Source organism: Geodermatophilus sp. SYSU D00684, assembly GCF_054050455.1.
The window spans coordinates 66,480-86,819 of the sequence record NZ_JBJGZI010000006.1; the positions used below are offsets into that span (position 1 = coordinate 66,480).

Annotated in this window: 20 protein-coding genes; 4 read left to right on the forward strand and 16 right to left on the reverse strand. The window is 77.0% G+C overall.

Annotated features, from left to right (window positions below; all coding sequences use genetic code 11):
• The first annotated feature begins 305 nt into the window (after positions 1-305).
• Positions 306-1,433: a Nickel transporter NicT gene (gene nicT / locus ACI79L_RS05715; RefSeq protein ID WP_456929229.1), complete on the forward strand. Its 1,128-nt coding sequence runs from the start codon at positions 306-308 to the stop codon at positions 1,431-1,433.
• Here nicT and ftsY read toward each other — a convergent pair.
• Positions 1,430-2,665 (reverse strand): signal recognition particle-docking protein FtsY, encoded by a 1,236-nt coding sequence (gene ftsY, locus ACI79L_RS05720; RefSeq protein WP_456935841.1) that lies wholly within the window; start codon positions 2,663-2,665, stop codon positions 1,430-1,432. The two genes, nicT and ftsY, sit on opposite strands and share 4 nt — an antisense overlap.
• 72 nt (positions 2,666-2,737) lie before the next feature.
• On the opposite strand from ftsY, the gene ACI79L_RS05725 reads away from it, so the two are divergent.
• Together ACI79L_RS05725 and ACI79L_RS05730 are read left to right on the forward strand one after the other, a co-directional pair.
• Complete coding sequence (locus tag ACI79L_RS05725) at positions 2,738-4,453, forward strand: alkaline phosphatase D family protein (RefSeq protein WP_456935842.1); 1,716 nt, start codon at positions 2,738-2,740, stop codon at positions 4,451-4,453.
• A 4-nt stretch (positions 4,454-4,457) separates the two neighbouring features.
• Positions 4,458-5,273 carry an endonuclease/exonuclease/phosphatase family protein gene (locus ACI79L_RS05730; protein ID WP_456935843.1) on the forward strand — a complete coding sequence of 272 codons (816 nt, stop codon included), beginning with the start codon at positions 4,458-4,460 and terminating at the stop codon, positions 5,271-5,273.
• A gap of 31 nt (positions 5,274-5,304) precedes the next feature.
• Here ACI79L_RS05730 and smc read toward each other — a convergent pair whose 3' ends face one another.
• From smc to ACI79L_RS05790, 12 genes are all read right to left on the reverse strand, one after another.
• Complete coding sequence (gene smc, locus ACI79L_RS05735) at positions 5,305-8,877, reverse strand: chromosome segregation protein SMC (protein ID WP_456935844.1); 3,573 nt, start codon at positions 8,875-8,877, stop codon at positions 5,305-5,307.
• Between the two features lie 76 nt (positions 8,878-8,953).
• Positions 8,954-9,145 (reverse strand): hypothetical protein, encoded by a 192-nt coding sequence (locus tag ACI79L_RS05740; RefSeq protein ID WP_456929224.1) that lies wholly within the window; start codon positions 9,143-9,145, stop codon positions 8,954-8,956.
• Between the two features lie 151 nt (positions 9,146-9,296).
• The gene (locus ACI79L_RS05745; RefSeq protein ID WP_456935845.1) at positions 9,297-9,572 is read right to left on the reverse strand and encodes an acylphosphatase; all 276 of its coding nucleotides are present in this window, start codon (positions 9,570-9,572) and stop codon (positions 9,297-9,299) included.
• Positions 9,569-10,444: a bifunctional DNA-formamidopyrimidine glycosylase/DNA-(apurinic or apyrimidinic site) lyase gene (gene mutM / locus ACI79L_RS05750; RefSeq protein WP_456935846.1), complete on the reverse strand. Its 876-nt coding sequence runs from the start codon at positions 10,442-10,444 to the stop codon at positions 9,569-9,571. Before mutM ends, ACI79L_RS05745 begins: the two co-directional genes overlap by 4 nt.
• Before the next feature lie 3 nt (positions 10,445-10,447).
• On the reverse strand, positions 10,448-11,221 hold the full coding sequence (gene rnc, locus ACI79L_RS05755; RefSeq protein WP_456935847.1) for a ribonuclease III: 774 nt from the start codon (positions 11,219-11,221) through the stop codon (positions 10,448-10,450).
• An 11-nt stretch (positions 11,222-11,232) separates the two neighbouring features.
• On the reverse strand, positions 11,233-11,412 hold the full coding sequence (gene rpmF, locus ACI79L_RS05760; RefSeq protein WP_089402499.1) for a 50S ribosomal protein L32: 180 nt from the start codon (positions 11,410-11,412) through the stop codon (positions 11,233-11,235).
• Positions 11,413-11,414: 2 nt separating this feature from the next.
• Positions 11,415-12,041 carry a YceD family protein gene (locus ACI79L_RS05765; protein WP_456935848.1) on the reverse strand — a complete coding sequence of 209 codons (627 nt, stop codon included), beginning with the start codon at positions 12,039-12,041 and terminating at the stop codon, positions 11,415-11,417.
• 125 nt (positions 12,042-12,166) lie between these two features.
• Positions 12,167-12,856: a hypothetical protein gene (locus ACI79L_RS05770; protein ID WP_456935849.1), complete on the reverse strand. Its 690-nt coding sequence runs from the start codon at positions 12,854-12,856 to the stop codon at positions 12,167-12,169.
• On the reverse strand, positions 12,853-13,341 hold the full coding sequence (gene coaD, locus ACI79L_RS05775; RefSeq protein ID WP_456935850.1) for a pantetheine-phosphate adenylyltransferase: 489 nt from the start codon (positions 13,339-13,341) through the stop codon (positions 12,853-12,855). The genes ACI79L_RS05770 and coaD overlap by 4 nt, the downstream gene beginning before the upstream one ends.
• Positions 13,338-13,892 carry a 16S rRNA (guanine(966)-N(2))-methyltransferase RsmD gene (rsmD, locus tag ACI79L_RS05780; protein ID WP_456935851.1) on the reverse strand — a complete coding sequence of 185 codons (555 nt, stop codon included), beginning with the start codon at positions 13,890-13,892 and terminating at the stop codon, positions 13,338-13,340. The genes coaD and rsmD overlap by 4 nt, the downstream gene beginning before the upstream one ends.
• On the reverse strand, positions 13,889-16,075 hold the full coding sequence (recG, locus tag ACI79L_RS05785; protein ID WP_456935852.1) for an ATP-dependent DNA helicase RecG: 2,187 nt from the start codon (positions 16,073-16,075) through the stop codon (positions 13,889-13,891). Before recG ends, rsmD begins: the two co-directional genes overlap by 4 nt.
• Before the next feature lie 4 nt (positions 16,076-16,079).
• Positions 16,080-17,675, reverse strand: coding sequence for a DAK2 domain-containing protein (locus ACI79L_RS05790; protein ID WP_456935853.1), 1,596 nt, complete (start codon positions 17,673-17,675; stop codon positions 16,080-16,082).
• Between the two features lie 205 nt (positions 17,676-17,880).
• Between ACI79L_RS05790 and rpmB the strand changes: the two genes are divergently transcribed.
• A complete protein-coding gene (gene rpmB / locus ACI79L_RS05795; protein ID WP_436277817.1) occupies positions 17,881-18,063 on the forward strand; it encodes a 50S ribosomal protein L28 in 183 nt (60 codons plus the stop codon).
• Between the two features lie 84 nt (positions 18,064-18,147).
• On the opposite strand, the gene ACI79L_RS05800 is transcribed toward rpmB, so the two are convergent.
• From ACI79L_RS05800 to ACI79L_RS05810, 3 genes are read right to left on the reverse strand one after another with little or no spacing between them, the layout of a single operon-like run.
• Positions 18,148-18,777 (reverse strand): cytidylate kinase-like family protein, encoded by a 630-nt coding sequence (locus ACI79L_RS05800; protein ID WP_456935854.1) that lies wholly within the window; start codon positions 18,775-18,777, stop codon positions 18,148-18,150.
• Positions 18,765-19,310, reverse strand: coding sequence for a GNAT family N-acetyltransferase (locus tag ACI79L_RS05805; RefSeq protein ID WP_456935855.1), 546 nt, complete (start codon positions 19,308-19,310; stop codon positions 18,765-18,767). Before ACI79L_RS05805 ends, ACI79L_RS05800 begins: the two co-directional genes overlap by 13 nt.
• Positions 19,294-20,328: a thiamine-phosphate kinase gene (locus ACI79L_RS05810; RefSeq protein WP_456935856.1), complete on the reverse strand. Its 1,035-nt coding sequence runs from the start codon at positions 20,326-20,328 to the stop codon at positions 19,294-19,296. Before ACI79L_RS05810 ends, ACI79L_RS05805 begins: the two co-directional genes overlap by 17 nt.
• Positions 20,329-20,340: the final 12 nt, after the last annotated feature.

Here is a 20,340-nt window from a genome sequence, read left to right on the forward strand (position 1 = left end):
GGCCGCAACGAGGGAACGGGCCCCGGCGGGCCGGGGACGGTCGGGGTCGCGGTCGCCCCCCTGCCTGGCGGCGACGCGGCGTTCACGGTGCCGGGGCGTTGTTTCCGGGGGCGTCGTCGCCGCGTTTCCGGACCGTGAACTCCGCGCCGCGTGTCCCGGGGTCGTGTGACGGCCGTGTTGCCGGCACACCCGGGCGGGGCGACGGCCAGCCGCGGGGCCCGCCTGCGAGCCATGTGCAGTTGCAAACGGTGTGCAATAAGGTCGGCGCGTCCGTCCGCCGTCCCCCGCTGGAGGAACCCGTGAGCGTGCCCGCCCGAGCCGTGCCCGCCCCGCTCGGTGCACCGCGCTCGCCCGCCGGGGCGCGCGGGGGCTTCTCCCCCCGCGAGTGGCGGTCCATCGGCGGGATGGCGGCGTTCGTGCTCCTGCTGCACGTCGTCGGCTGGGGCGTCCTCGTCCTCGCCGTGGCGCCGCAGGAGTACCGGCTGGGCAGCACCGGCGTGCTCGGCGTCGGCGTGGGCCTGACCGCCTACATGCTCGGCGTCCGGCACGCCTTCGACGCCGACCACATCGCCTCGATCGACAACACCACCCGGAAGCTGGTCGAGGACGGCCGCCCGTCGGTGAGCACCGGCTTCTGGTTCTCCCTCGGGCACTCGTCGGTGGTCTTCGTCGCGAGCCTGCTGCTCGTGGCCGGGGTGCGCTCGGTGGCCGGGGTGGTCCAGGAGGACGACAACGCCGTCGGGCAGACGCTGGCGCTGGTCGGCACGCTCGTCGCCGGCAGCTTCCTGCTGCTCATCGGCCTCATGAACCTGGGCTCGGCCGTGGGCATCGCCCGGGTGTTCCGCCGGATGCGCACCGGCGAGTACGACGAGGCCGAGCTCGAGCACCACCTGCACAACCGCGGCTTCCTCGCCCGGCTGCTGGGCCGGGTGACCCGCCGGGTCGACCGCGCCTGGCACCTCTACCCGGTCGGCCTGCTCATGGGCCTCGGGTTCGACACCGCCACCCAGGTCGCGCTGCTGGTGCTGGCGGCGGGCTCGGCGGCGTTCGTGCTGCCCTGGTACGCGATCCTCGTCCTGCCGGTCCTGTTCGCCGCCGGCATGAGCCTGTTCGACACCGCCGACGGCGTCCTGATGTCGCGCGCCTACGGCTGGGCGTTCCTCAAGCCGGTCCGCAAGGTCTTCTACAACCTGACCATCACGGTGCTCTCGGTGACCGTGGCCCTGGTCATCGGCGCCCTCGTGCTCATCGGCCTGCTGGTCGAGCGGCTGCACGTCGACGGCGGCCCGCTGGCCTGGCTGGCCTCGCTCGACCTGGAGTTCGTCGGGTTCGCGATCGTCGGGCTGTTCGTGGTGACCTGGGCGGTCGCCGCGGTGGTCTGGCGGGTCGGCCGGATCGAGCAGCGCTGGTCGGACCCGGCCGGGGCCCGCTAGTCCGCGGCGCCGACCAGGCCCTCGGCGAAGGCCTCCGGCTCGAACGGCGCGAGGTCGTCGGCGCCCTCCCCCAGGCCGATGAGCTTGACCGGGATGCCGAGCTCGCGCTGCACCGAGACGACGATGCCGCCCTTGGCGGTGCCGTCGAGCTTGGTGAGCACCACGCCGGTGACGTCGACGGCCTGGGTGAACACCCGCGCCTGCACGATGCCGTTCTGGCCGGTGGTCGCGTCGAGGACCAGCAGCGTCTCGGTGACCGGGCTCTGCTTCTCCACGACCCGCTTGATCTTGCCCAGCTCGTCCATGAGGCCGGACTTGGTGTGCAGCCGCCCGGCGGTGTCGACGACGACGGTGTCGACCTCGGCCTCGACGCCGGTGCGCACCGCCTCGAACGCCACCGACGCCGGGTCGGCGCCCTCCCGCCCGCGGACGGTGAGCACGCCCACCCGCTCGCCCCAGGTCTCGAGCTGGTCGGCGGCGGCGGCGCGGAAGGTGTCGGCGGCGCCGAGGACGACGCTCCTGCCGTCCCCGACGAGCACGCGGGCGATCTTGCCGACCGTCGTCGTCTTGCCGGCGCCGTTGACCCCGACGACGAGGAGCACGCCCGGCCGGCCGCCGTGCCGGTCGGTGGCCAGCCCGCGGTCGAGGTCGGGCCCGAGGACGGCGGTCAGCTCGCGGACCAGCAGCGCGCGCAGGTCGGCGGGGGTGGCGGTGGCCAGCACCATCGACTGGGTGCGCAGCCGCTCGACGATCTGGGTGGTCGCGGCGACGCCGACGTCGGCGGCCAGCAGGGTCTCCTCGACCTCCTCCCAGTCGTCCTCGGTGAGCCGCTCGCGGGCCAGCACGGTCAGCAGGCCGCGGCCCAGCGAGGACTGCGAGCGGGCCAGCCGGGAGCGCAGCCGCACCAGCCGGCCGGCCGAGGGCGGGGGCGTCTCGAAGACGACGCCCGGCTCCGCCTCGGCCGGCGGCAGCTCGACGGCGGGCGGCGTCTCGGGCGAGACGGTGTCCGGCTCGGCCGGCGCGAGACCCTGACCGGAGGCGGTGGCCCCCGACGGGCGGTCCTCCCGCGGCGGCGCGGGCGGCGCCGTGGGCGGGCGCGGGCGGGTGAGCGTGGTGCCGGCGGCAGCGTCCTCGTCCAGCCGGGTGGTGCGGCGACCGCGGCCCACCAGGAGGCCCACCCCGGCGACCAGGGCCACGAGGACGATCGCGATCGCGATCAGCACGAACTCCATGCCGGTCAGTCTCCCAGCTCCCGCACGGCGGGCTCTGGGCGGAACCCGGGTCCGTGGACGAGGCTGGCGGTCATGCCGCCGACCGACGGGGATCCCCCGGCCCTGCTGCTCGGCCCGCTGCTGCGGCACGTCGACCCGGTGTCGGCGACCGTGTGGGTCGAGACCGACCGCGCGTGCACCGTGGAGGTCCTCGGGCGCAGCGCGCGCACCTTCCGCGTGGGCGGGCACCACTACGCGCTCGTCGTCGTGGAGGGGCTGGCGCCGGGCAGCACCACGCCCTACGAGGTGCACCTCTCGGCCGACGGCACGGACGGCGTCCGGGTGTGGCCCGAGGAGGGCTCGCCGTTCCCGCCGAGCCGGATCCGCACGCCCGGGCGGCCCGGGCCCTTCCGGCTGGCCTTCGGTTCCTGCCGCTACGCCGCGCCGGGCACCGTCGACGTCGCCGAGGGCATCCCGCCCGACGCGCTGGACGCCTACGCCGAGCGGGTCGCGGCGCTGCCCGAGGACGAGTGGCCCGACGCGCTGGTGCTGCTCGGCGACCAGGTCTACGCCGACGAGCTCACCCCGGCGACCCGCAGCTGGCTGCGCCTGCGCCGCGGGAGGGCGGTGGAGCGCGGCGCCCAGGTGCGCGACCTGGAGGAGTACACCCGGCTCTACGCCGAGTCCTGGACCGACCCGCAGGTCCGCTGGCTGCTGGCCACCATCCCGTCGTCCATGGTCTTCGACGACCACGAGATGATCGACGACTGGAACACCTCGGCCGCCTGGCGGCGCCGGGTGACCGCCACCGACTGGTGGGCCGACCGCATCGCCGGCGGCATGGTCAGCTACTGGGTCTACCAGCACCTGGGCAACCTCTCCCCCGCCGAGCTGGCGGCCAGCGGGACGTGGCAGGCCGTGTGCGGGCTGCCCGAGGGCGCCGACGCCGAGCCGGTGCTGCGCGAGATGGCCGAGGCCGCCGACCGGGACCCGCGGTCGGTGCGCTGGAGCTACGTGCGCCACTGGGGCGAGGCGCGGCTGCTGATGGTGGACAGCCGGGCCGGGCGGGTGCTCGAGGAGCGGTCCCGCCGGATGGTCGACGACGACGAGTTCGCCTGGATCGAGGAGCAGATGCGCGCCGCCGTCGCGGACGGCGTCGAGCACCTGCTGGTCGGCACGTCGCTGCCGTGGCTGCTCCCCCACGCGATCGACGCGATCGAGCGCTGGGACGAGGCGCTGGCGGTCCGGCACGAGGGGCGGCCGCTGGGCCGGCTGGCCGAGGCAGTGAGGCAGGCCGCCGACCTCGAGCACTGGGCCGCGTTCGGGCACTCCTTCGACCGGCTGGCCGCCGCGCTGCTGGCCGTGGCCCGCGGCGAGCACGGCCGGGCGCCGGCGACGGCGGTGGTGCTCTCCGGCGACGTCCACCACGCCTACGCCGCCGAGGTGGTCTCCCCCGGCGGCCTGGCCGGGCGGGTGCACCAGCTCACCGTCTCGCCGCTGCACAACCAGGCGCCGCACCCGATCCGGGTCGGCTTCCGGATCGGCTGGAGCCGCTGGGCGCGGCGGCTGACCGGGGCGGTCGCGCGGGCGGCCCGCGTCCGTCCCGCGTCGGTGGAGTGGGCCAAGGCGGCCGGGCCGTTCTTCGGCAACCAGGTGGGCGAGCTGGTGCTCGAGGGCCGGCGGGCGCGGTTCGTGCTGCACGTGACCGACCACCGGCCCGACGGCGAGGAGTGCCTGCAGCAGGTGCTCGACCTGCCGCTGGCCGGTCCGGTGCCCGCTGCGGCCCCGACGGCGGAGGTGACAGGCTGACGGGGTGACCGATCCCCGTGGTCAGAAGCCGGCCCCCGGGCCCGACCAGCCACCCATCCCCGTCCGGCTGGTCACCTTCAACACCCACCACGGCGTGGGCGACGACCGGCGGCACGACCTGCCGCGGCTGGCCAAGGTGCTCGCCGCCGCCGACGCCGACGTCATCTGCCTGCAGGAGGTGGACCGGCACTTCGGCGAGCGCAGCGAGGACGTCGACCAGGCGCTGCTGCTGTCCCGGGCGCTGGACATGCAGCTGGCCTGGGGCCCGGCGATCGACGAGGCCCGCCCCGGCGACGCGCCGCGGCGGCAGTACGGCAACGCGCTGCTCGCCCGGCTGCCGATCCTGGTCAGCGACGTCCACCCGCTGCCGGGCAGCGGCGAGCCGCGCAGCGCGCTGCGCACCCTGGTCGAGCTCGACGGCGGCGCGCTGTGGGTGACCACCACCCACCTGACGACCCGCTCGCCGGAGGAGCGCGCCGCGCAGGTGGACCTGCTGGCGGCGCTGACCACCGAGCCGATGGCCACCGGCGTGCTGGTCGGCGACCTCAACGCCGGCCCGGACGCCCCGGAGCTCGCCGGCCTGCGCGGGCGGTTCACCGACGCCTGGGAGGCCGCCGGCGAGCGCGAGGACCAGGCGCGGTGGCGCTTCTGGCAGCGCGACGAGGGCCTCACCCACCCCGCGCGCGCCCCGCACGTGCGCATCGACCAGGTGTGGGTGACCCCGGGCATCCAGGTCGCCGGGGCGCGGGTCCTCGACGGCGCCGGCGCCTCGGACCACCTGCCGCTCGTCGTCGACCTGCTGGTCCCCTCGGGCGTCTGAGCGGCAGAAATGGCCATTTCTGCCGCACGGGTCAGGCGGAGGCGGCGTCGGCCTCCCGCAGGCGCTGGCTGATGACGCCGGTGATGCCGTCGCCGCGCATGCTCACGCCGTAGAGGGCGTCGGCGATCTCCATCGTCCGCTTCTGGTGGGTGATGACGATCAGCTGCGACGTCGCCCGCAGCTGCTCGACGAGGGTGAGCAGCCGGCCGAGGTTGACGTCGTCGAGCGCGGCCTCGACCTCGTCGAGCACGTAGAACGGCGAGGGCCGCGCCCGGAAGATCGACACCAGCAGCGCGACGGCGGTCAGCGAGCGCTCGCCGCCGGACAGCAGCGACAGCCGCTTGACCTTCTTGCCCGGCGGGCGGGCCTCGATCTCCACGCCGGTGGTGAGCATGTCCTCGGGGTCGGTGAGCACCAGCCGGCCCTGCCCGCCGGGGAACAGGGTGGCGAACACGCCCTCGAACTCGCGGGCGACGTCGGCGAAGGCGGACGCGAACACGTCGTGGATGCGCCCGTCGACCTCGCGGACGACGGTCAGCAGGTCCCGGCGGGTGGCCCTGAGGTCCTCGAGCTGGGTGGCGAGGAAGGTGTGCCGCTCCTCGAGCGCGGCGAACTCCTCCAGCGCCAGCGGGTTGACCTTGCCGAGGGTGGTGAGGTCCCGCTCGGCGCGGGCGGCGCGGCGCTCCTGGGTGGCGCGGTCGTAGGGCACCGCGGGCGGCTCGGGCTCCCCGGCGGCCTCGGCGGCGGCGACCTGCGCGGGGGTCGGCGGCACCGGCGCGGCCGGCCCGTACTCGGCGACCAGCGTGGGCAGGTCGACGCCGAACTCCTCGGCGGCGCGCTCCTCCAGCGCCTCGATGCGCAGCCGCTGCTCGGCGCGGGCGACCTCGTCGCGGTGCACCTCGTCGGTGAGCCGCTCCAGCTCCGCGGTCGCCGCGCGGACCCGGGTGCGGACCTCGAGCAGCTCGGCCTCGCGGGCGGTGCGCTGCCGGGCCAGCTCGTCGCGCTCCGCGGCGGCGCGGGTCAGCGAGCCGGCCAGCGCGGTGAGGGCCTCCTCGGCGCCGGCGCGCACCCGGGCGGCGACCTCCGCGCCGCGGCGGCGGGCCAGCCGGGCGGCCGCGGCGCGCTCGCGGGCGGCCCGCTCCTGCCGGGCCTGGCGGCGCAGCGCGTCGGCGCGCCCGGACAGCGCGCGGGCCCGCTCCTCCGCCGTCCGCACGGCCAGCCGGGCCTCGGTCTCGGCCTGCCGGGCCGCGGCCACCTCCAGGCGCAGCCGGTCGCGCTGCTCGGCCGACGGCTCCTCCTCGACCGGCGCCACCTCCGCCTCGGCGAGCCGCGCCTCGAGCTCGGCGAGGCCCGCCTGCGACTCCTCCAGCGCCCGCTCGGCGCGGCGCCGGGCGGCGTCCGAGCGCTCGGCCTCGGCGGCGGCCGACCGGGCCGCGGCGCCGAGCTCGGCGAGCTCCGCGGCGAGCTTCGAGCGGCTGCGGTCGGCGGCCTGGCGGGCGGCCAGCGCGGTGTCGACGTCGGCCGAGCGGGCTCGGGCGGTGTCACGCGCGGCGGCCAGCCGGTCGGCGAGGTCGGCGGCGCGGTCGCTGGCGGCGGCGAGCTCGCGCTCGGCCTCGTCGACGCGGGCGCGCACCTCCAGGCCCGAGGGGGCGTTGGTCGCGCCGCCGGTGGCGGAGTCGGCGCCCACGAGGTCGCCGTCGGCGGTCACCGCGCGCACCCGCGGGTGCGTGGCGACCAGCGCGCGGGCGGCGTCGAGGGTGGGGACGACGGCGACCCGGTCCAGCGCGCGGGCCAGCGCCGGGTGCAGCTCCGCGGGCGCCTCGACCAGGTCCAGCGCCCAGGACAGGCCCTCGGGCAGCGCCGGCCAGCCCTCGCGCGGCAGCGGCGGCGGGCCGCCGGTGACCAGCAGCCCGGCGCGGCCGGCGTCGGTGTCGCGCAGCTGCCCGAGCACGGCGGTGGCCTCGGCGACCCCGGTGACGACGACGGCCTCGGCCAGCCCGCCGAGCGCGGCGGCCAGCGGCACCTCCGCGCCGGGCGCCACGGTGATCCGCTCGGTGACCGGCCCGACGACCCCCGGCAGGCCCGAGGCGAGGACGGCGGCCGCGCCGTCGGCGGGGGCCAGGCCCAGGGCGAGCGCGTCGCGGCGGGCGGCCCAGGAGGCGCGGTCGCGCTCGGCGGCGCGCTCGGCGTCGGCGAGCTCGGTGACGGCGCGCGCGGCGGCGGTGTGCGCGGCGACGGCGTCGGTGTGCGCGGTGACCAGCGCGACGTCCTCGTCGTCGGCGTCGGCGACGCCGGCCCGCCGCTCGGCGAGCCGCGCCGCGGCGGCCTCGGCGCGCCCGGCCGCCTCGGCGGCGGCCTGCGCCAGCCGCTCCACCTCGGCCTGCCCGGCGGCGGCGCGGGAGCGGCCGGCGGCGACCTTGCCCGACAGCCGGGCCAGGCCCTCGCGGCGGTCGGCGAGCGCGCGGGTGGCGGCCACCCAGGCGCGCTCCTCCGCGGCCAGCGCCTCCTCCAGCCCGGTGCGGGCGGTGACGGCGGTGGCCAGCCGGCCGCGCTCGGCCTCGAGCCCGGCGGCGAGCTCGGCCTCGGTCGCGGCGACCCGGTCGGCCTCGGCCTCCAGCTGCTCGGGGTCGCGGCCGCCGGTGGGGGCGGGCCCGGCGGCGGACAGGTGGCGGTGCCGCTCGGCGGCCAGCTGGGCGACGCCGCGGAACCGCTCGCCCAGCGCGGACAGCCGGTACCAGGTGTCCTGCGCGGCGCCCAGGCGGGGCGCGTCGGCGGCCAGCGCCGCCTCCAGCTCGGACTCGCGACGGGAGACGGCGGCGTGCTCGGCCTCGACGACGGCGCGCCGCTCGCGGGCCGCGGTCTCGTCGGCGACGTCCTTGGCCAGGGCGTCGCGCAGGCCGACCAGGTCGTCGGCGAGCAGCCGCAGGCGGGCGTCGCGCAGCTCGGCCTGCACGCCGGCGGCGCGGCGGGCGACCTCGGCCTGGCGGCCCAGGGGCTTGAGCTGGCGGCGCAGCTCGGCGGTCAGGTCGGCCAGCCGGTCGAGGTTGGCCTGCATCGCGTCGAGCTTGCGGAGCGCCTTCTCCTTGCGCTTGCGGTGCTTGAGGACGCCGGCGGCCTCCTCGACGAACGCGCGCCGGTCCTCGGGGCGGCCGGACAGCACGGCGTCGAGCTGGCCCTGGCCGACGATGACGTGCATCTCGCGGCCGATGCCGGCGTCGCTGAGCAGCTCCTGCACGTCGAGCAGGCGGACCTTGTCGCCGTTGATCTCGTACTCGCTCTCGCCGGAGCGGTACATCCGGCGGGTGACCGAGACCTCGGTGTAGTCGATCGGCAGCGCCCCGTCGGCGTTGTCGATGGTGAGGGTCACCTCGGCCCGGCCCAGGGCCGGGCGGCCGGCGGTGCCGGCGAAGATGACGTCCTCCATCTTGCCGCCGCGCAGCGACTTGGCGCCCTGCTCGCCGAGGACCCAGGCGATGGCGTCGACGACGTTGGACTTGCCCGAGCCGTTGGGGCCGACGACGGCGGTGATGCCCGGCTCGAGCCGGAGCGTCGTCGGGGACGCGAAGGACTTGAAGCCCTTGAGCGTCAGGCTGGACAGGTGCACGGACTCGGCAGCCTAGTCCTCCCGGGGTGATGCGCCGGGACGGACGTGGCGGGTGGTGCTGAGGAGGAGAACGCGGTTACGCGAGGGCCGGCTCGGCGTTGTCGCCGGTCAGGCTCAGCAGCTCGTGGGCGATGGCCGCCTCCCGCTGGGCCCGCAGCTCGGTCAGCTCCTGCTCCAGGCGGCGCACCTTGGCACGCAGGACCGCGTTCTCCTCGAGTACGCGGAGCTCCGCGGGGGACACGACGGAACCGAAGAGGGCCTTGGCCATGGCGGAAACGGCCTTTCCGACAGCGAGAGGGGGTGCCCGCCGCCCCGGGAGGTCGGTCGGCGCGGGCTTCGTGTCCCCAGGGTGACAGCCCCCGACACGCAGGTCAACGCCAAGACTGGAGCGTCATCGTGTCGGGGGGATGTCGTCTTCGTCACGCGGTGGTGAAGCCGCGGACCCCCTGCACCGCGCGGTCCTCCTGCACCGTCCCGGTCACCCGGCCGGGGGCGTGCGGGCCGCTCAGCGCGGCGACGACGGCGCGGACGTCGTCGGCCGGGCCCTCCAGCTCGACCTCGACGCGGCCGTCGGGCAGGTTGCGCGCCGAGCCCGCCAGGCCGGCGGCCTCGGCCAGGCCGCGGACGAACCAGCGGTAGCCGACGCCCTGCACGCGGCCGGAGACCAGCACGCGCACGCGGACGGCGTCGCTCACGACCGCCTCGCGCGCGGGCGCGGCTGGCACTGCGGGCAGCTGTAGCTCGACCGGTTCATGAACGACTCCCGGACGATCGGCGTCCCGCACCGCGGGCAGGGCCGGTCGGCCTGGCCGTAGACGGCGAGGAAGCGGGAGAAGTAGCCGCTCTGCCCGTTGACGTCGACGTACAGCGAGTCGAACGAGGTGCCGCCCTGCGCCAGCGCCTCGCCGAGCACGCTGCGCACGCCGTCGAGCAGGTCCGCGACCTGGGTGCGGGTCAGCCTGTCGGTGGGCCGCGCGCCGTGCAGGCGGGCCCGCCACAGCGCCTCGTCGGCGTAGATGTTGCCGACGCCGCCGATCAGCGTCTGGTCCAGCAGCGCGCGCTTGACCTCGGTGCGCCGGCGGCGCAGCGCGGCGCTGAAGCCGGCCTCGTCGAAGGAGGTGTCCAGCGGGTCGATGGCGATGTGCGCCAGTCGCTGCGGGATGCGCTCCCCGTCGGCGTCCTCCACCGCCAGCCCGCCGAACGTGCGCTGGTCGACGAAGCGCAGCTCGCGGCCGCCGTCGGTGAAGGTGAACCGGGCGCGCAGGTGGGTCTCGTCGGGCTGGGAGCGCTTCTCCACCAGCAGCTGCCCGCTCATGCCGAGGTGGGCGACCATCGCCCGGCCGGCGGGCGTGCCGTCGGCCTCGGTGAGCGGCAGCCACAGGTACTTGCCGCGGCGGTGCGCGGCACTGAACGTGCGGCCGGTCAGGGCCGCGACGAAGTGCCCGGCGCCCTCGAGGTGCCGGCGGACCGCGCGCGGGTGGTGCACCTCGACGGCGGCCACGGTGCGCCCGGCGACCCAGCGCTCCAGTCCGCGCCGGACCACCTCGACCTCGGGCAGTTCGGGCACGGGTCAGTCCCCGGCGGCCACGGGGTCGGCGGAGACGGCGCGCCAGGCGGCCTCGGCGGCCTCCTGCTCGGCGGCCTTCTTGGTGCGCCCGGTGCCCTTGCCCCGGACGACGCCGGCCAGCGACACCGCCGCGGTGAACGTCTTGGCGTGCGGCGGGCCCTCGTCGGTGACGTCGTAGACGGGTGCGCCCAGGCCGCGGGCGGCGCCGAGCTCCTGGAGGCTGGTCTTCCAGTCCAGGCCGGCCCCGCGGGTGGCGGACTCGACCAGCAGCGGGTCGAACAGCCGGTGCACGACGGCCGCCGCGACCTCCAGGCCCACGCCCAGGTGCACCGCGCCGATCAGCGCCTCGAGCGCGTCGGCGAGGATCGAGTCCTTCTCCCGGCCGCCGGTGGTCTCCTCGCCGCGGCCGAGCAGCAGGTGCGGCCCTAGGCCGCCGTCGCCGAGCCGGCGGGCGACCCCGGCCAGCGAGGTCATGTTGACCACCGAGGCGCGCAGCTTGGCCAGCCGGCCCTCGGGCAGGTCGGGCTGGCTGCGGTAGAGCTCGTCGGTGACGACCAGGCCGAGCACCGCGTCGCCGAGGAACTCCAGCCGCTCGTTGGTGGGCAGGCCGCCGTGCTCGTAGGCGTAGGAGCGGTGGGTCAGCGCCAACGCCAGCAGGCCGCCGGGCAGCTCGATGCCGAGGGCGTCGAGCAGCCAGGCGGCCGCGGAGTCGGCGTGCGCCGGTCCCGCCGGCGAACCGCCGTCGGGGACGACCGGCGGGCGGGCGGCGCTGCCCACGTCGTGCCGGGTCAGACCGAGAGGACCTGGCGGCCGGCGTGCTGGCCGCAGTTCGGGCAGGCCTGGTGCGGCGGCTTGAGCTGGCCGCAGGCGCGGTTCGGGCAGGGGGCCAGCGTGGGGGCGCTCGCCTTCCACTGCGACCGGCGGGCGCGGGTGTTGGCGCGGGACATCTTCCGCTTCGGGACGGCCACGATCAGTTCTCCTCAGGGTCGCCCGGACGGTCGGTGACCGCTCCGGTGGTGAAACGGCCGGCGAGGCCGGCCCAGCGGGGGTCGACCAGCTCGTGCGAGTGGTCGTCCGGCAGGTCGTCGAGGCGCTGGCCGCAGCCGGAGCACAGGCCGGCGCAGTCCTCGGTGCAGGTGGGCGAGAGCGGAAGGGCGAGGACGACGGCGTCGCGCACCATCGGCTGGAGGTCGATGCGCTCGCCCTCGACGAGGCGGACCTCGTCCTCCTCGCTGGTGGCCTCGGTGGTGCTGCCCGGGTAGGCGAACAGCTCCTGGACGTCGAGGTCGTAGGTGTCCTCGACCGGGTCCAGGCACCGGGCGCACTGGCCCTCGACCGGGACCTCGACGTCGCCGGAGACCAGCACGCCCTCCATCACCGACTCCAGCCGCAGCCGCAGGTGGACCGGCGCGCCCTCGGGGACGCCGATCAACTCCAGCCGCCAGCCCTCCGGGGCCGGGATGGTGCGGTCGAGCTCCTGCATCGAGCCCGGACGGCGGCCGAGCTCGCGCAGTTCCACGGCCCAGGGGTCGGCAGCGGGGCGCCGGGCGTCGGAGGACGCGGCGCCGGGGCGGCGGTCGGCAGGTGCGGCAGGCATGTCAGTACTCGCGGTCGTCAGGTGGGAGGGGATCCGGCCGGGCGCGGACACCGGTGGTCGGACCAGCAACCGAGACTACCCGATCCCGCGCCGTCGCCGTCCGGGCCGCCGGGACGTCCTCCGGCCTAGGGCTCGCGCAGCGTCTCGCGGGCCTTCTCCACCGAGCGCAGCATCCGCTCGAGGGTGGTGCCGAAGTCGGCCAGCCGGGTGTCGACGTACTCGTCGACCTCGGCGCGCATCCGGTTGACCTCGGCGACGGTCTGCGCGCCGAGCTCGTCGGAGCGGGCCACCGCGCCGCGGTAGACCTCGGTCTCGCTGACCAGCCGCTCGTGCTCGGCCTGCGCGGCGGCGAGCACCTCGGCGTGCTGGGCCTGGGCGTCGGCGAGCACCGCCTCGTGGTGGGCCTGCGCCTCGGCGACCAGCCGGTCGGCCTCCGCCTCGGCCCGGGTGAGCAGGTCCTCGGCCTCGGCCTGGGCACGGGCGAGCAGCTCGTCGCGCTGCCGCCGGGCGGTGCCGAGGACCTCCTCGCGCTGGCGGCGGGCGGAGGCGACCAGCCGGTCGGCCTCCTCGCGGGTGCGGCCGGTGAGCTGCTCGGCCTCGGCCTGCGCCTGCTCGAGGATCTCGGTGCGCTGCTCGACGATCGCGCCGGCCGCGTGCACCTCCTCGGGCAGGTTCTCCCGCAGGTCGTCGAGCAGGTCGAGCAGGTGGTCGCGCGGCACCATGCACGAGCCGGACATGGGCACGCTGCGCGCGCTCTCGATGACCCGGCTGAGCTCGTCGACGACCTCGTAGAGCCGGTAGACGACCTCGGTCACGGCTGCGCCCCGTCGTCGCGCTTGGCCAGCAGCCGCTCGAGGACCGCCTTGGGCACCAGCCGGGAGACGTCGCCGCCGAAGGTGGCGATCTGCTTGACCAGGCTGGAGGACAGGTGGCCGACCTGCGGCGCCGTGGGCACGAACAGCGTCTCGACGCCGGCCAGCTCGCGGTTCATCTGCGCCATCTGCAGCTCGTACTCGAAGTCGCCGACCGCCCGCAGGCCCTTGACCACCACCGGGATGTCGTGGCTGCGGCAGTAGTCGACGAGCAGACCGCTGAAGCTGTCGACGACGACGTTGGGCAGCTCCGCCACCGCGTCGCGCAGCAGCTCCATGCGCTCGTCGACGGAGAACAGCCCGGCCTTGCCGGGGTTGACCAGGACGGCGACCACGAGCTCGTCGTACAGCGCGGCGGCCCGGGTGATGACGTCGACGTGGCCGTTGGTGACCGGGTCGAACGACCCGGGACAGACCGCTCGCCTCACGGGAGGCGACCGTACCGGAGCAACGCCTCCCCGTAGCGGCGGTCGCGGATACCGGTCAGCGGTGTCGGCCACTCCCAGGGCTCCTCGCGGGAGGACCGCTCGACGACGACGACCGCGTCCGGGGCGAGCCACTCCCCCGTCACCAGCGCACTCAGCACGCCGCGCACCTCCTCGGCCGGGACGGCGTAGGGCGGGTCGGCGAGCACGAGGTCGAAGCGGGCCGGCGGCGCGCCGCCGACGACGGTGGGCACCGACCCCGCGACCACCCGCGCGCCGGGCAGGCCGACGGCGGCGACGTTGGCGCGCAGCACCGGCAGCACGCGGGGACCGTTCTCGACGAGCACCACCTGCGCCGCGCCGCGGGACAGCGCCTCCAGCCCGAGCGCGCCGGAGCCGGCGTAGAGGTCGAGGACGGTGGCGCCGTCGAGGTCGAGCAGGGTGCCCAGGCTGTTGAACAGCCCCTCGCGGGCGCGGTCGCCGGTGGGCCGCACCCCGCTGGGCGGCACCTTGAGCCGCCGGCCCCCGGCGGCGCCGGAGATCAGGCGGGTCATGCCTTCTCGAGGTAGTCGGCGCGCTCGTCGGTGGCCAGGGCGGCGACCTCGGCGGCCAGGCCCGGGTGGTCGGCCAGCCCGCGCTCGGTGGCCAGCAGCGCGGTCGCCTCGGCGCGGGCGGTGGCGATGAGCTCCTCGTCCTCGAGCAGGGACAGCAGCTTGACGGTGGAGCGCCGCCCGGACTGCGCGGCGCCGAGGACGTCGCCCTCGCGGCGGGTCTCGAGGTCCACGCGGGCGAGCTCGAAGCCGTCGGAGGTGCCGGCGACCGCGGCCAGCCGCTGCCCGGTCGCCGTCGTCTCGCGGGCCTCGGTGACCAGCAGGCACAGCCCGCGGTGCCTGCCCCGGGCGACGCGACCGCGCAGCTGGTGGAGCTGGCTGACGCCGAAGCGGTCGGCGTCCATGACCACCATGACGGTGGCGTTGGGCACGTCGACGCCGACCTCGACGACGGTGGTGGCGACCAGGACGTCGACCTCGCGGGCGGCGAAGGCCCGCATGGTCGCCTCCTTGGCCTCGGGCGTCATGCGGCCGTGCAGCACCGCCAGCCGCAGCCCGGCGAGTGGCCCCTCGCTGAGCGCCTCGGCGACGTCGAGCACGGCCAGCGGCGGGCGCCGGTCGCCGTCGCCGCCGCTCTCCTGCGGGGCGTCGGCCTCGTCGGGCTCGTCCTCGCTGCCGGTGTCCTCATCGCCGATCCGCGGGCACACGACGTAGGCCTGCCGCCCGGCGGCGACCTCCTCGCGCAGCCGCTCCCAGGCGCGGTCGAGCCAGGCGGGCCTGTCGCTGACGGGGACCACCGAGCTGGCCACCCCGCCGCGGCCGCTGGGCAGCTGCCGCAGCACGGAGGTCTCCAGGTCGCCGTAGACGGTCATCGCGACGGTGCGCGGGATCGGCGTGGCGGTCATGACCAGCACGTGCGGCGGCCGGTTGCCCTTGGCGCGCAGCGCGTCGCGCTGCTCCACGCCGAAGCGGTGCTGCTCGTCGACGACGACCAGGCCGAGGTCGGCGAACTCGACGCCCTCCTGCAGCAGCGCGTGGGTGCCGACGACGATCCCGGCACTGCCGTCGGCCACCGCGGCGCGGGCGGCGCGGCGGGCGGCGGCCTTGAGCGAGCCGGTGAGCAGCACGACCCTCGTGCCGGCGGGGTCGCCGTCGAGCTCGCCGGCGCGGGCCAGCGGGCCGAGCATCGCCGCGATGCTCCGGGCGTGCTGCGCGGCGAGGACCTCGGTGGGTGCCAGCAGGGCGGCCTGCCCGCCGGCGTCGACCACCTGCGCCATGGCGCGCAGCGCGACGACGGTCTTGCCGGAGCCGACCTCGCCCTGCAGCAGCCGGTGCATCGGGTGCTCGCGGGACAGCTCGGCGGCGAGCTCCTCCCCCACCTGCCGCTGTCCCTCGGTCAGCTCGAAGGGCAGTGCGGCGTCGACGGCGTCGAGCAGGCCGCCGCTCCGGCGCGGGCGGGCGGTGCCCGGCTCCAGGGCCGCGGCCCGGCGGCGGGCGCCCAGCACCAGCTGCAGGACCAGCGCCTCGTCCCACTTGAGACGCTCCTCGGCGCGCTCGACGTCCTCGTCGCTGGTGGGCCGGTGCACGTCGAGCAGGGCGGCGGGGAGGCTGAGCAGCCCGTGGCGGCGGCGCAGGTCCTCGGGCAGCGGGTCCTCGACGAAGCCGAAACCGCCGGAGGCGTCGAGCAGCAGCCGCACCGACTTCTGGATCACCCAGCTGGAGACCTCCTTGCTCGCCGGGTAGATCGGGATGAGCGCGCGGGCCCAGTCCTCGTCGTCGTCGCCGGTGATCAGGTGGAAGTCCGGGTGGGCGAACTGCTTGGTCCGGCGGTACTCGCCGACCGTGCCGGCGAACAGCCCCCAGGCGCCCTCCTCGAGCTTCCCGAACTTCCGGTTGAAGAAGACCAGCTGCATCTCGCCGGCGCCGTCGCCGACGGTGACCTCGGTGAGCGTTCCCGGCCGGTTGCGCATCCGCCGGCTGGTCACCCGCCGGACCTGGGCGAGCACGGTCACGCGGTCGCCGACCTGCAGGTCGTCGAGGCGGGTGATCTCGCCACGGCGGGCGTAGCGGCGGGGGTAGTGGCGCAGCAGGTCCCGGACGGTGCGCAGCCCGAGCGACTCGGCCATCGCCTTGGCCGTCTTGGCGCCGAGCACGCGCGCGAGGTCGGTGTCGAGGGTCACCGCCATCGGGCTACTCCACCCCCACCTGCAGCGGCAGGACCGCGCCGGCGTCGTAGCGGACCACCTCGACGGTGGGGTGGACGGCGGCCAGGTGCCTGCAGACGGCGTCGCCGAGCGCGGCGTCCGGCCCGACGACGAGCGTGGCCATCTCGCCGCCGGCCGACAGCAGCCGGTCGAGCAGGTCGCAGGCGACCGCGGCGAGGTCGCGCCCGACCACCACGACGTCGCCCTCCGCCGAGCCGAGCGCGTCGCCGGGGTGGCAGAACCCGGCGCTGGTGAGCGCCTCCTGCTCGGCGACGGTGACCTCGGCCCAGCGGGTGGCCGCGGCGGCCTCGGCCATGGCGATGACGTCGTCGCCGAAGCGGCGGGCGGGGTCGGCGACGGCGATGGCCGCCAGGCCCTGCACCGGCGAGCGGGTGGGGACCACGGCGACGTCGCGGCCGGCCGCGCGGGCCCGTTCGGCGGCGCGCGCGGCGACCGGGGTCAGCGCGGGGTCGTTGGGCAGGACGACGACGTCGCAGGCGGCCGAGACGAGCACCTCGTCGAGCAGCTCGTCCTCGTCCACGCCGTCGGGACCGCAGGTGACCACGCGGACGCCCTCGCCGGAGAACAGCTGCGCCAGGCCCTCCCCCGGCACGACCGCGACGACGGCGCGCCGGCCCGGCACCGGGGCGGGCGGGCGGACCGGCGCCAGGGGGGTGACGGTGATCCGGTGCGGCCGGCCGGCCTCGATGCCGGCCTCGATCGCGCCGCCGACGTCGCTGGTGTGCACGTGCACGTTCCACTGCCGGCCGGTGGGGGTGTCGACGCCCACGACGACCAGGCTGTCGCCGAGGGCGGCCAGCCGGGACTGCAGGACGGTGACGGCGGCCTCGTCGGCGTCGGCGAGCAGGTACTGCACCTCGCTGCCGGGGCCCGCCGGCGGCTGCGCCGGGACGGTGGCGGGGTCGGCGGGGTGCGCCGGGCGGGGCACCAGCGGCGGGCGCGCGAGCTCGACACCGGTGACGGTGGCGACCAGGGCGTCGAGGACCAGGCAGAGGCCGGCGCCCCCGGCGTCGACCACGCCGGCGTCGCGCAGCGCGTCGAGCTGGCCGGGGGTGGCCTCCAGGGCCGTGCGCGCGCCGTCGGCGGCGGCGGTGACGACGTCGGCCAGGGCGGTGCGGCCCTCGGCGACGGCGGCCACGGCGCACTCGGCGCCCGCGCGGGCGACGGTGAGGAACGTGCCCTCCTCCGGGTCGGCGACCGCGGAGTAGGCGGTGTCGGCGGCCTTCTGCAGCGCCGCGGCCAGCGCGGGGCCGTCGGCGGGCTCCTGGCCGGCGAGCTGGTCGGACAGGCCGCGCACCAGCTGGGCGAGGATGGTGCCGCTGTTGCCGCGGGCGCCGAGGACCGCGCCGCGGGTGAGCGCGGTCCAGGCCGGCTCGCGCCCCCCTGCGGTGTCGAGCTCGGCGACCGCCGCCTGCGCGGTGAGCAGCAGGTTGGTGCCGGTGTCGCCGTCGGGCACGGGGAAGACGTTGAGGTCGTCGAGGCTGCGCCGTCCCGCGGACAGCGCGGTGACCGCGGCGCGGCACCAGCGACCGACCGCGGCGTCGTCCAGCGCCTGCAGCACGGCCGGAGGGTACCCGCGGAGACGGACGGACCCGGTCCCGTGGCGGAGCCGGACCCGGTCCCGTGGCGGAGCCGGACCCGGTCCTCCTCCGACCTCGGCGACGGCTCCGCGGAGGAGCGGTTATGCTGGACGACGGTCTCGCGGTCGCCGCCTGTGCGCCGCCGTCTGAAAATCGATTCTCTGGGAGTGATCCACCGTGGCTGCCGTGTGCGATGTCTGTGGCAAGGGGCCCGGTTTCGGTATGTCGGTGTCGCACTCGCACCGCCGCACGCCGCGCCGTTGGAACCCGAACATCCAGTCGGTGCGGGCGCTCGTCGCCCCCGGCAACCGCAAGCGGATCAACGCCTGCACCTCGTGCATCCGCGCGGGCAAGGTCGTCCGCGCCTGATCGCCGGGCCTCCTGACGGAGGCCGCCGCTCGCCGAGGACCCCGGAGGTCGCCGACCTCCGGGGTCCTTCGCGTGCGCGGAGGGTCAGCGGGCGCCGATCCCGCGGGCCCGCGCCGCCGTGACCACCAGGTCCACCACGGCCCCCAGCGGCAGCGCCGTCCCGTCGACGACGAGGTGGTAGTGCCGGGCGGCCGCCGGGTCGCAGCGGTAGAAGTGCCGGACGTAGGCCTCGCGGGTGGTGTCGTTGGCCTCGAGCTCCCGCCGCAGCTCGTCCGCCGGGCGGCCGTAGCGCGCCACCGCCGCCCGGAGCCGGGCGTCCGGCGGGCCGTCGAGCCGCACGTGCAGGGCGTCGGGCCGGTCGCGCAGCACCAGCGCCCCGGCGCGGCCGAGCACCACCCCGCCGGCGCCGTCGGCGATCTCGCGCAGCACCCGCTCGGTGTGCTCGCGGTAGGCCCGCTCGTCGGGCTGCGTGGTCGCCGGCATGACGCCGCCGACCGGGTCGGGCATGGCCCCGAGCGAGGCCACCAGCCGCCACAGGCCGCGCACGACGCGCTCGTCGTTGGCCTCGGCGTCGTCCTGGGAGACGCCGAGCCGGCCGGCCACCTGGGCCGGGATCGCCCGGTCGTGGAAGGCCAGGCCGAGCCGCTCGGCGACGGCGGGGCCGACCTCCGGCCCGCCCGCACCGTAGGACGCGGAGATCGTCACGACGCCCACGGCCGCTCCTCCTCGCCGACGAGGTCCCCGTCGATGCGCCGGCCGAGGAACACCGCCCCGGCCTCACCGGCGTAGATGCCGTACCCCGGGACGGGCGTGTATCCCATCGCCGCGTACAGCGCGAGCGCCTCGGGCTGGCGGTCGCCGGAGTTGAGCACGACCGAGCGGTACCCCGAGGCGCGCGCGGAGTCCTCGAGCGCGGTGACCAGCACCTGGGCCAGGCCGCGCCGGCGGAAGCGCGGCACGACGTACACGCGCTTGACCTCGACGACGGCGGGGTCCTCGCCCTCGCCGTGCCGGCGCCAGGCGCCGCAGCCGGCCGGCTCGCCGTCGACCTCGGCGACGAGGAACAGCCCGGCCGGGGGCACGAACTCGGCCGGGTCGACGGCGGCGCCGTCCGGGCCGCCGTAGCGGACCACGTACTCCTGCTGAACCCGCTCGACGAGGTCGCGGGCCAGCGGGTCGTCGTAGGGCACCGCGCGCAGCCGCGCGACCGACCCGTCGCGCAGCCGCACCTCAGCCGAAGTGGACATGCCCGGTCCCCTCCGCGCCGACCGCCACCGCGATGTCGGCCGCGGGCTCCCCGCTGACGGACACGCCCGGCTCCCCCTCCTCGACCCGCCCGATCGGCACCCACCCCTCCGGCAGCGCCGCGGCCGGCGGGAAGGTGGCCAGCAGCGCGTGGTCCTCCCCGCCGGTGAGCACCCAGGCCAGGGGATCGGCGCCGAGGGCCGCCGCCACCTGCTGCAGCGGACCGGGCGGCTCCAGCGTCGCACGCACCAGCGCGGCCCGGTCGACGTCCAGGACGACGCCGCTGTCGGTGGCCAGGTGCCCCGCGTCGGCGAGCAGGCCGTCGCTGACGTCGCACATGGCCGTCGCGCCGGCGTCGGCCGCGGCCGGCCCGGCGAGGTACGGCGGGGTGGGGCGGCGGTGCGCGGTCACGGCGGCCAGCGGGCTGCTGAAGCCGCGGCGCAGCACGGCCAGCCCGCACGCCGACCAGCCCAGCCGCCCGGCGACGGCGAGCACGTCCCCGGGCCGGGCCCCCGAGCGCAGCACCGGCTCCCGGCCGCCGAGGTCGCCCAGCGCGGTGACCGACAGGACGACGGCGCCGCTGTCGGGCGCCGAGGCCACGGTGTCCCCGCCGACGACGGCGGCGCCCAGCGGCGCGCACTCGGCGGCCATCCCGGCGGCCACGCCCTCCAGCCACGAGGTGGGCGTGTCGGCGGGGCAGGCCAGCCCGACCAGCAGCGCGGTGGCCACCCCGCCCATCGCGGCGACGTCGGCGAGGTTCGCGGCGGCGGCCTTGTGCCCCACGTCCTCGGCCGAGGACCAGTCGCGGCGGAAGTGGCGGCCCTCGACGAGCACGTCGGTGGTGGCGACCACCCGGCCGTCGGGCACCCGCAGCACCGCGGCGTCGTCGCCGGGGCCGACCTGCGCGACCCGCGCTGCGCCGGCGCGGGCGACCACCCGGGCGATGACGCCGAACTCCCCCACGACCCGCACGCTGTCGGCGGGGTCCTCGCGCGGCACCAGCGGACGGGGCCGTGTCACAGGCCACTCCGG

Bases quoted from the DNA above. Each gene is read 5' to 3' on its own strand.
- ftsY (WP_456935841.1), bottom strand. From the start codon at position 2,665: ATGGAGTTCGTGCTGATCGCGATCGCGATCGTCCTCGTGGCCCTGGTC.
- ACI79L_RS05725 (WP_456935842.1), top strand. From the start codon at position 2,738: ATGCCGCCGACCGACGGGGATCCCCCGGCCCTGCTGCTCGGCCCGCTG.
- ACI79L_RS05740 (WP_456929224.1), bottom strand. From the start codon at position 9,145: ATGGCCAAGGCCCTCTTCGGTTCCGTCGTGTCCCCCGCGGAGCTCCGC.
- ACI79L_RS05765 (WP_456935848.1), bottom strand. From the start codon at position 12,041: ATGCCTGCCGCACCTGCCGACCGCCGCCCCGGCGCCGCGTCCTCCGAC.
- rsmD (WP_456935851.1), bottom strand. From the start codon at position 13,892: ATGACCCGCCTGATCTCCGGCGCCGCCGGGGGCCGGCGGCTCAAGGTG.
- recG (WP_456935852.1), bottom strand. From the start codon at position 16,075: ATGGCGGTGACCCTCGACACCGACCTCGCGCGCGTGCTCGGCGCCAAG.
- ACI79L_RS05805 (WP_456935855.1), bottom strand. From the start codon at position 19,310: ATGTCCACTTCGGCTGAGGTGCGGCTGCGCGACGGGTCGGTCGCGCGG.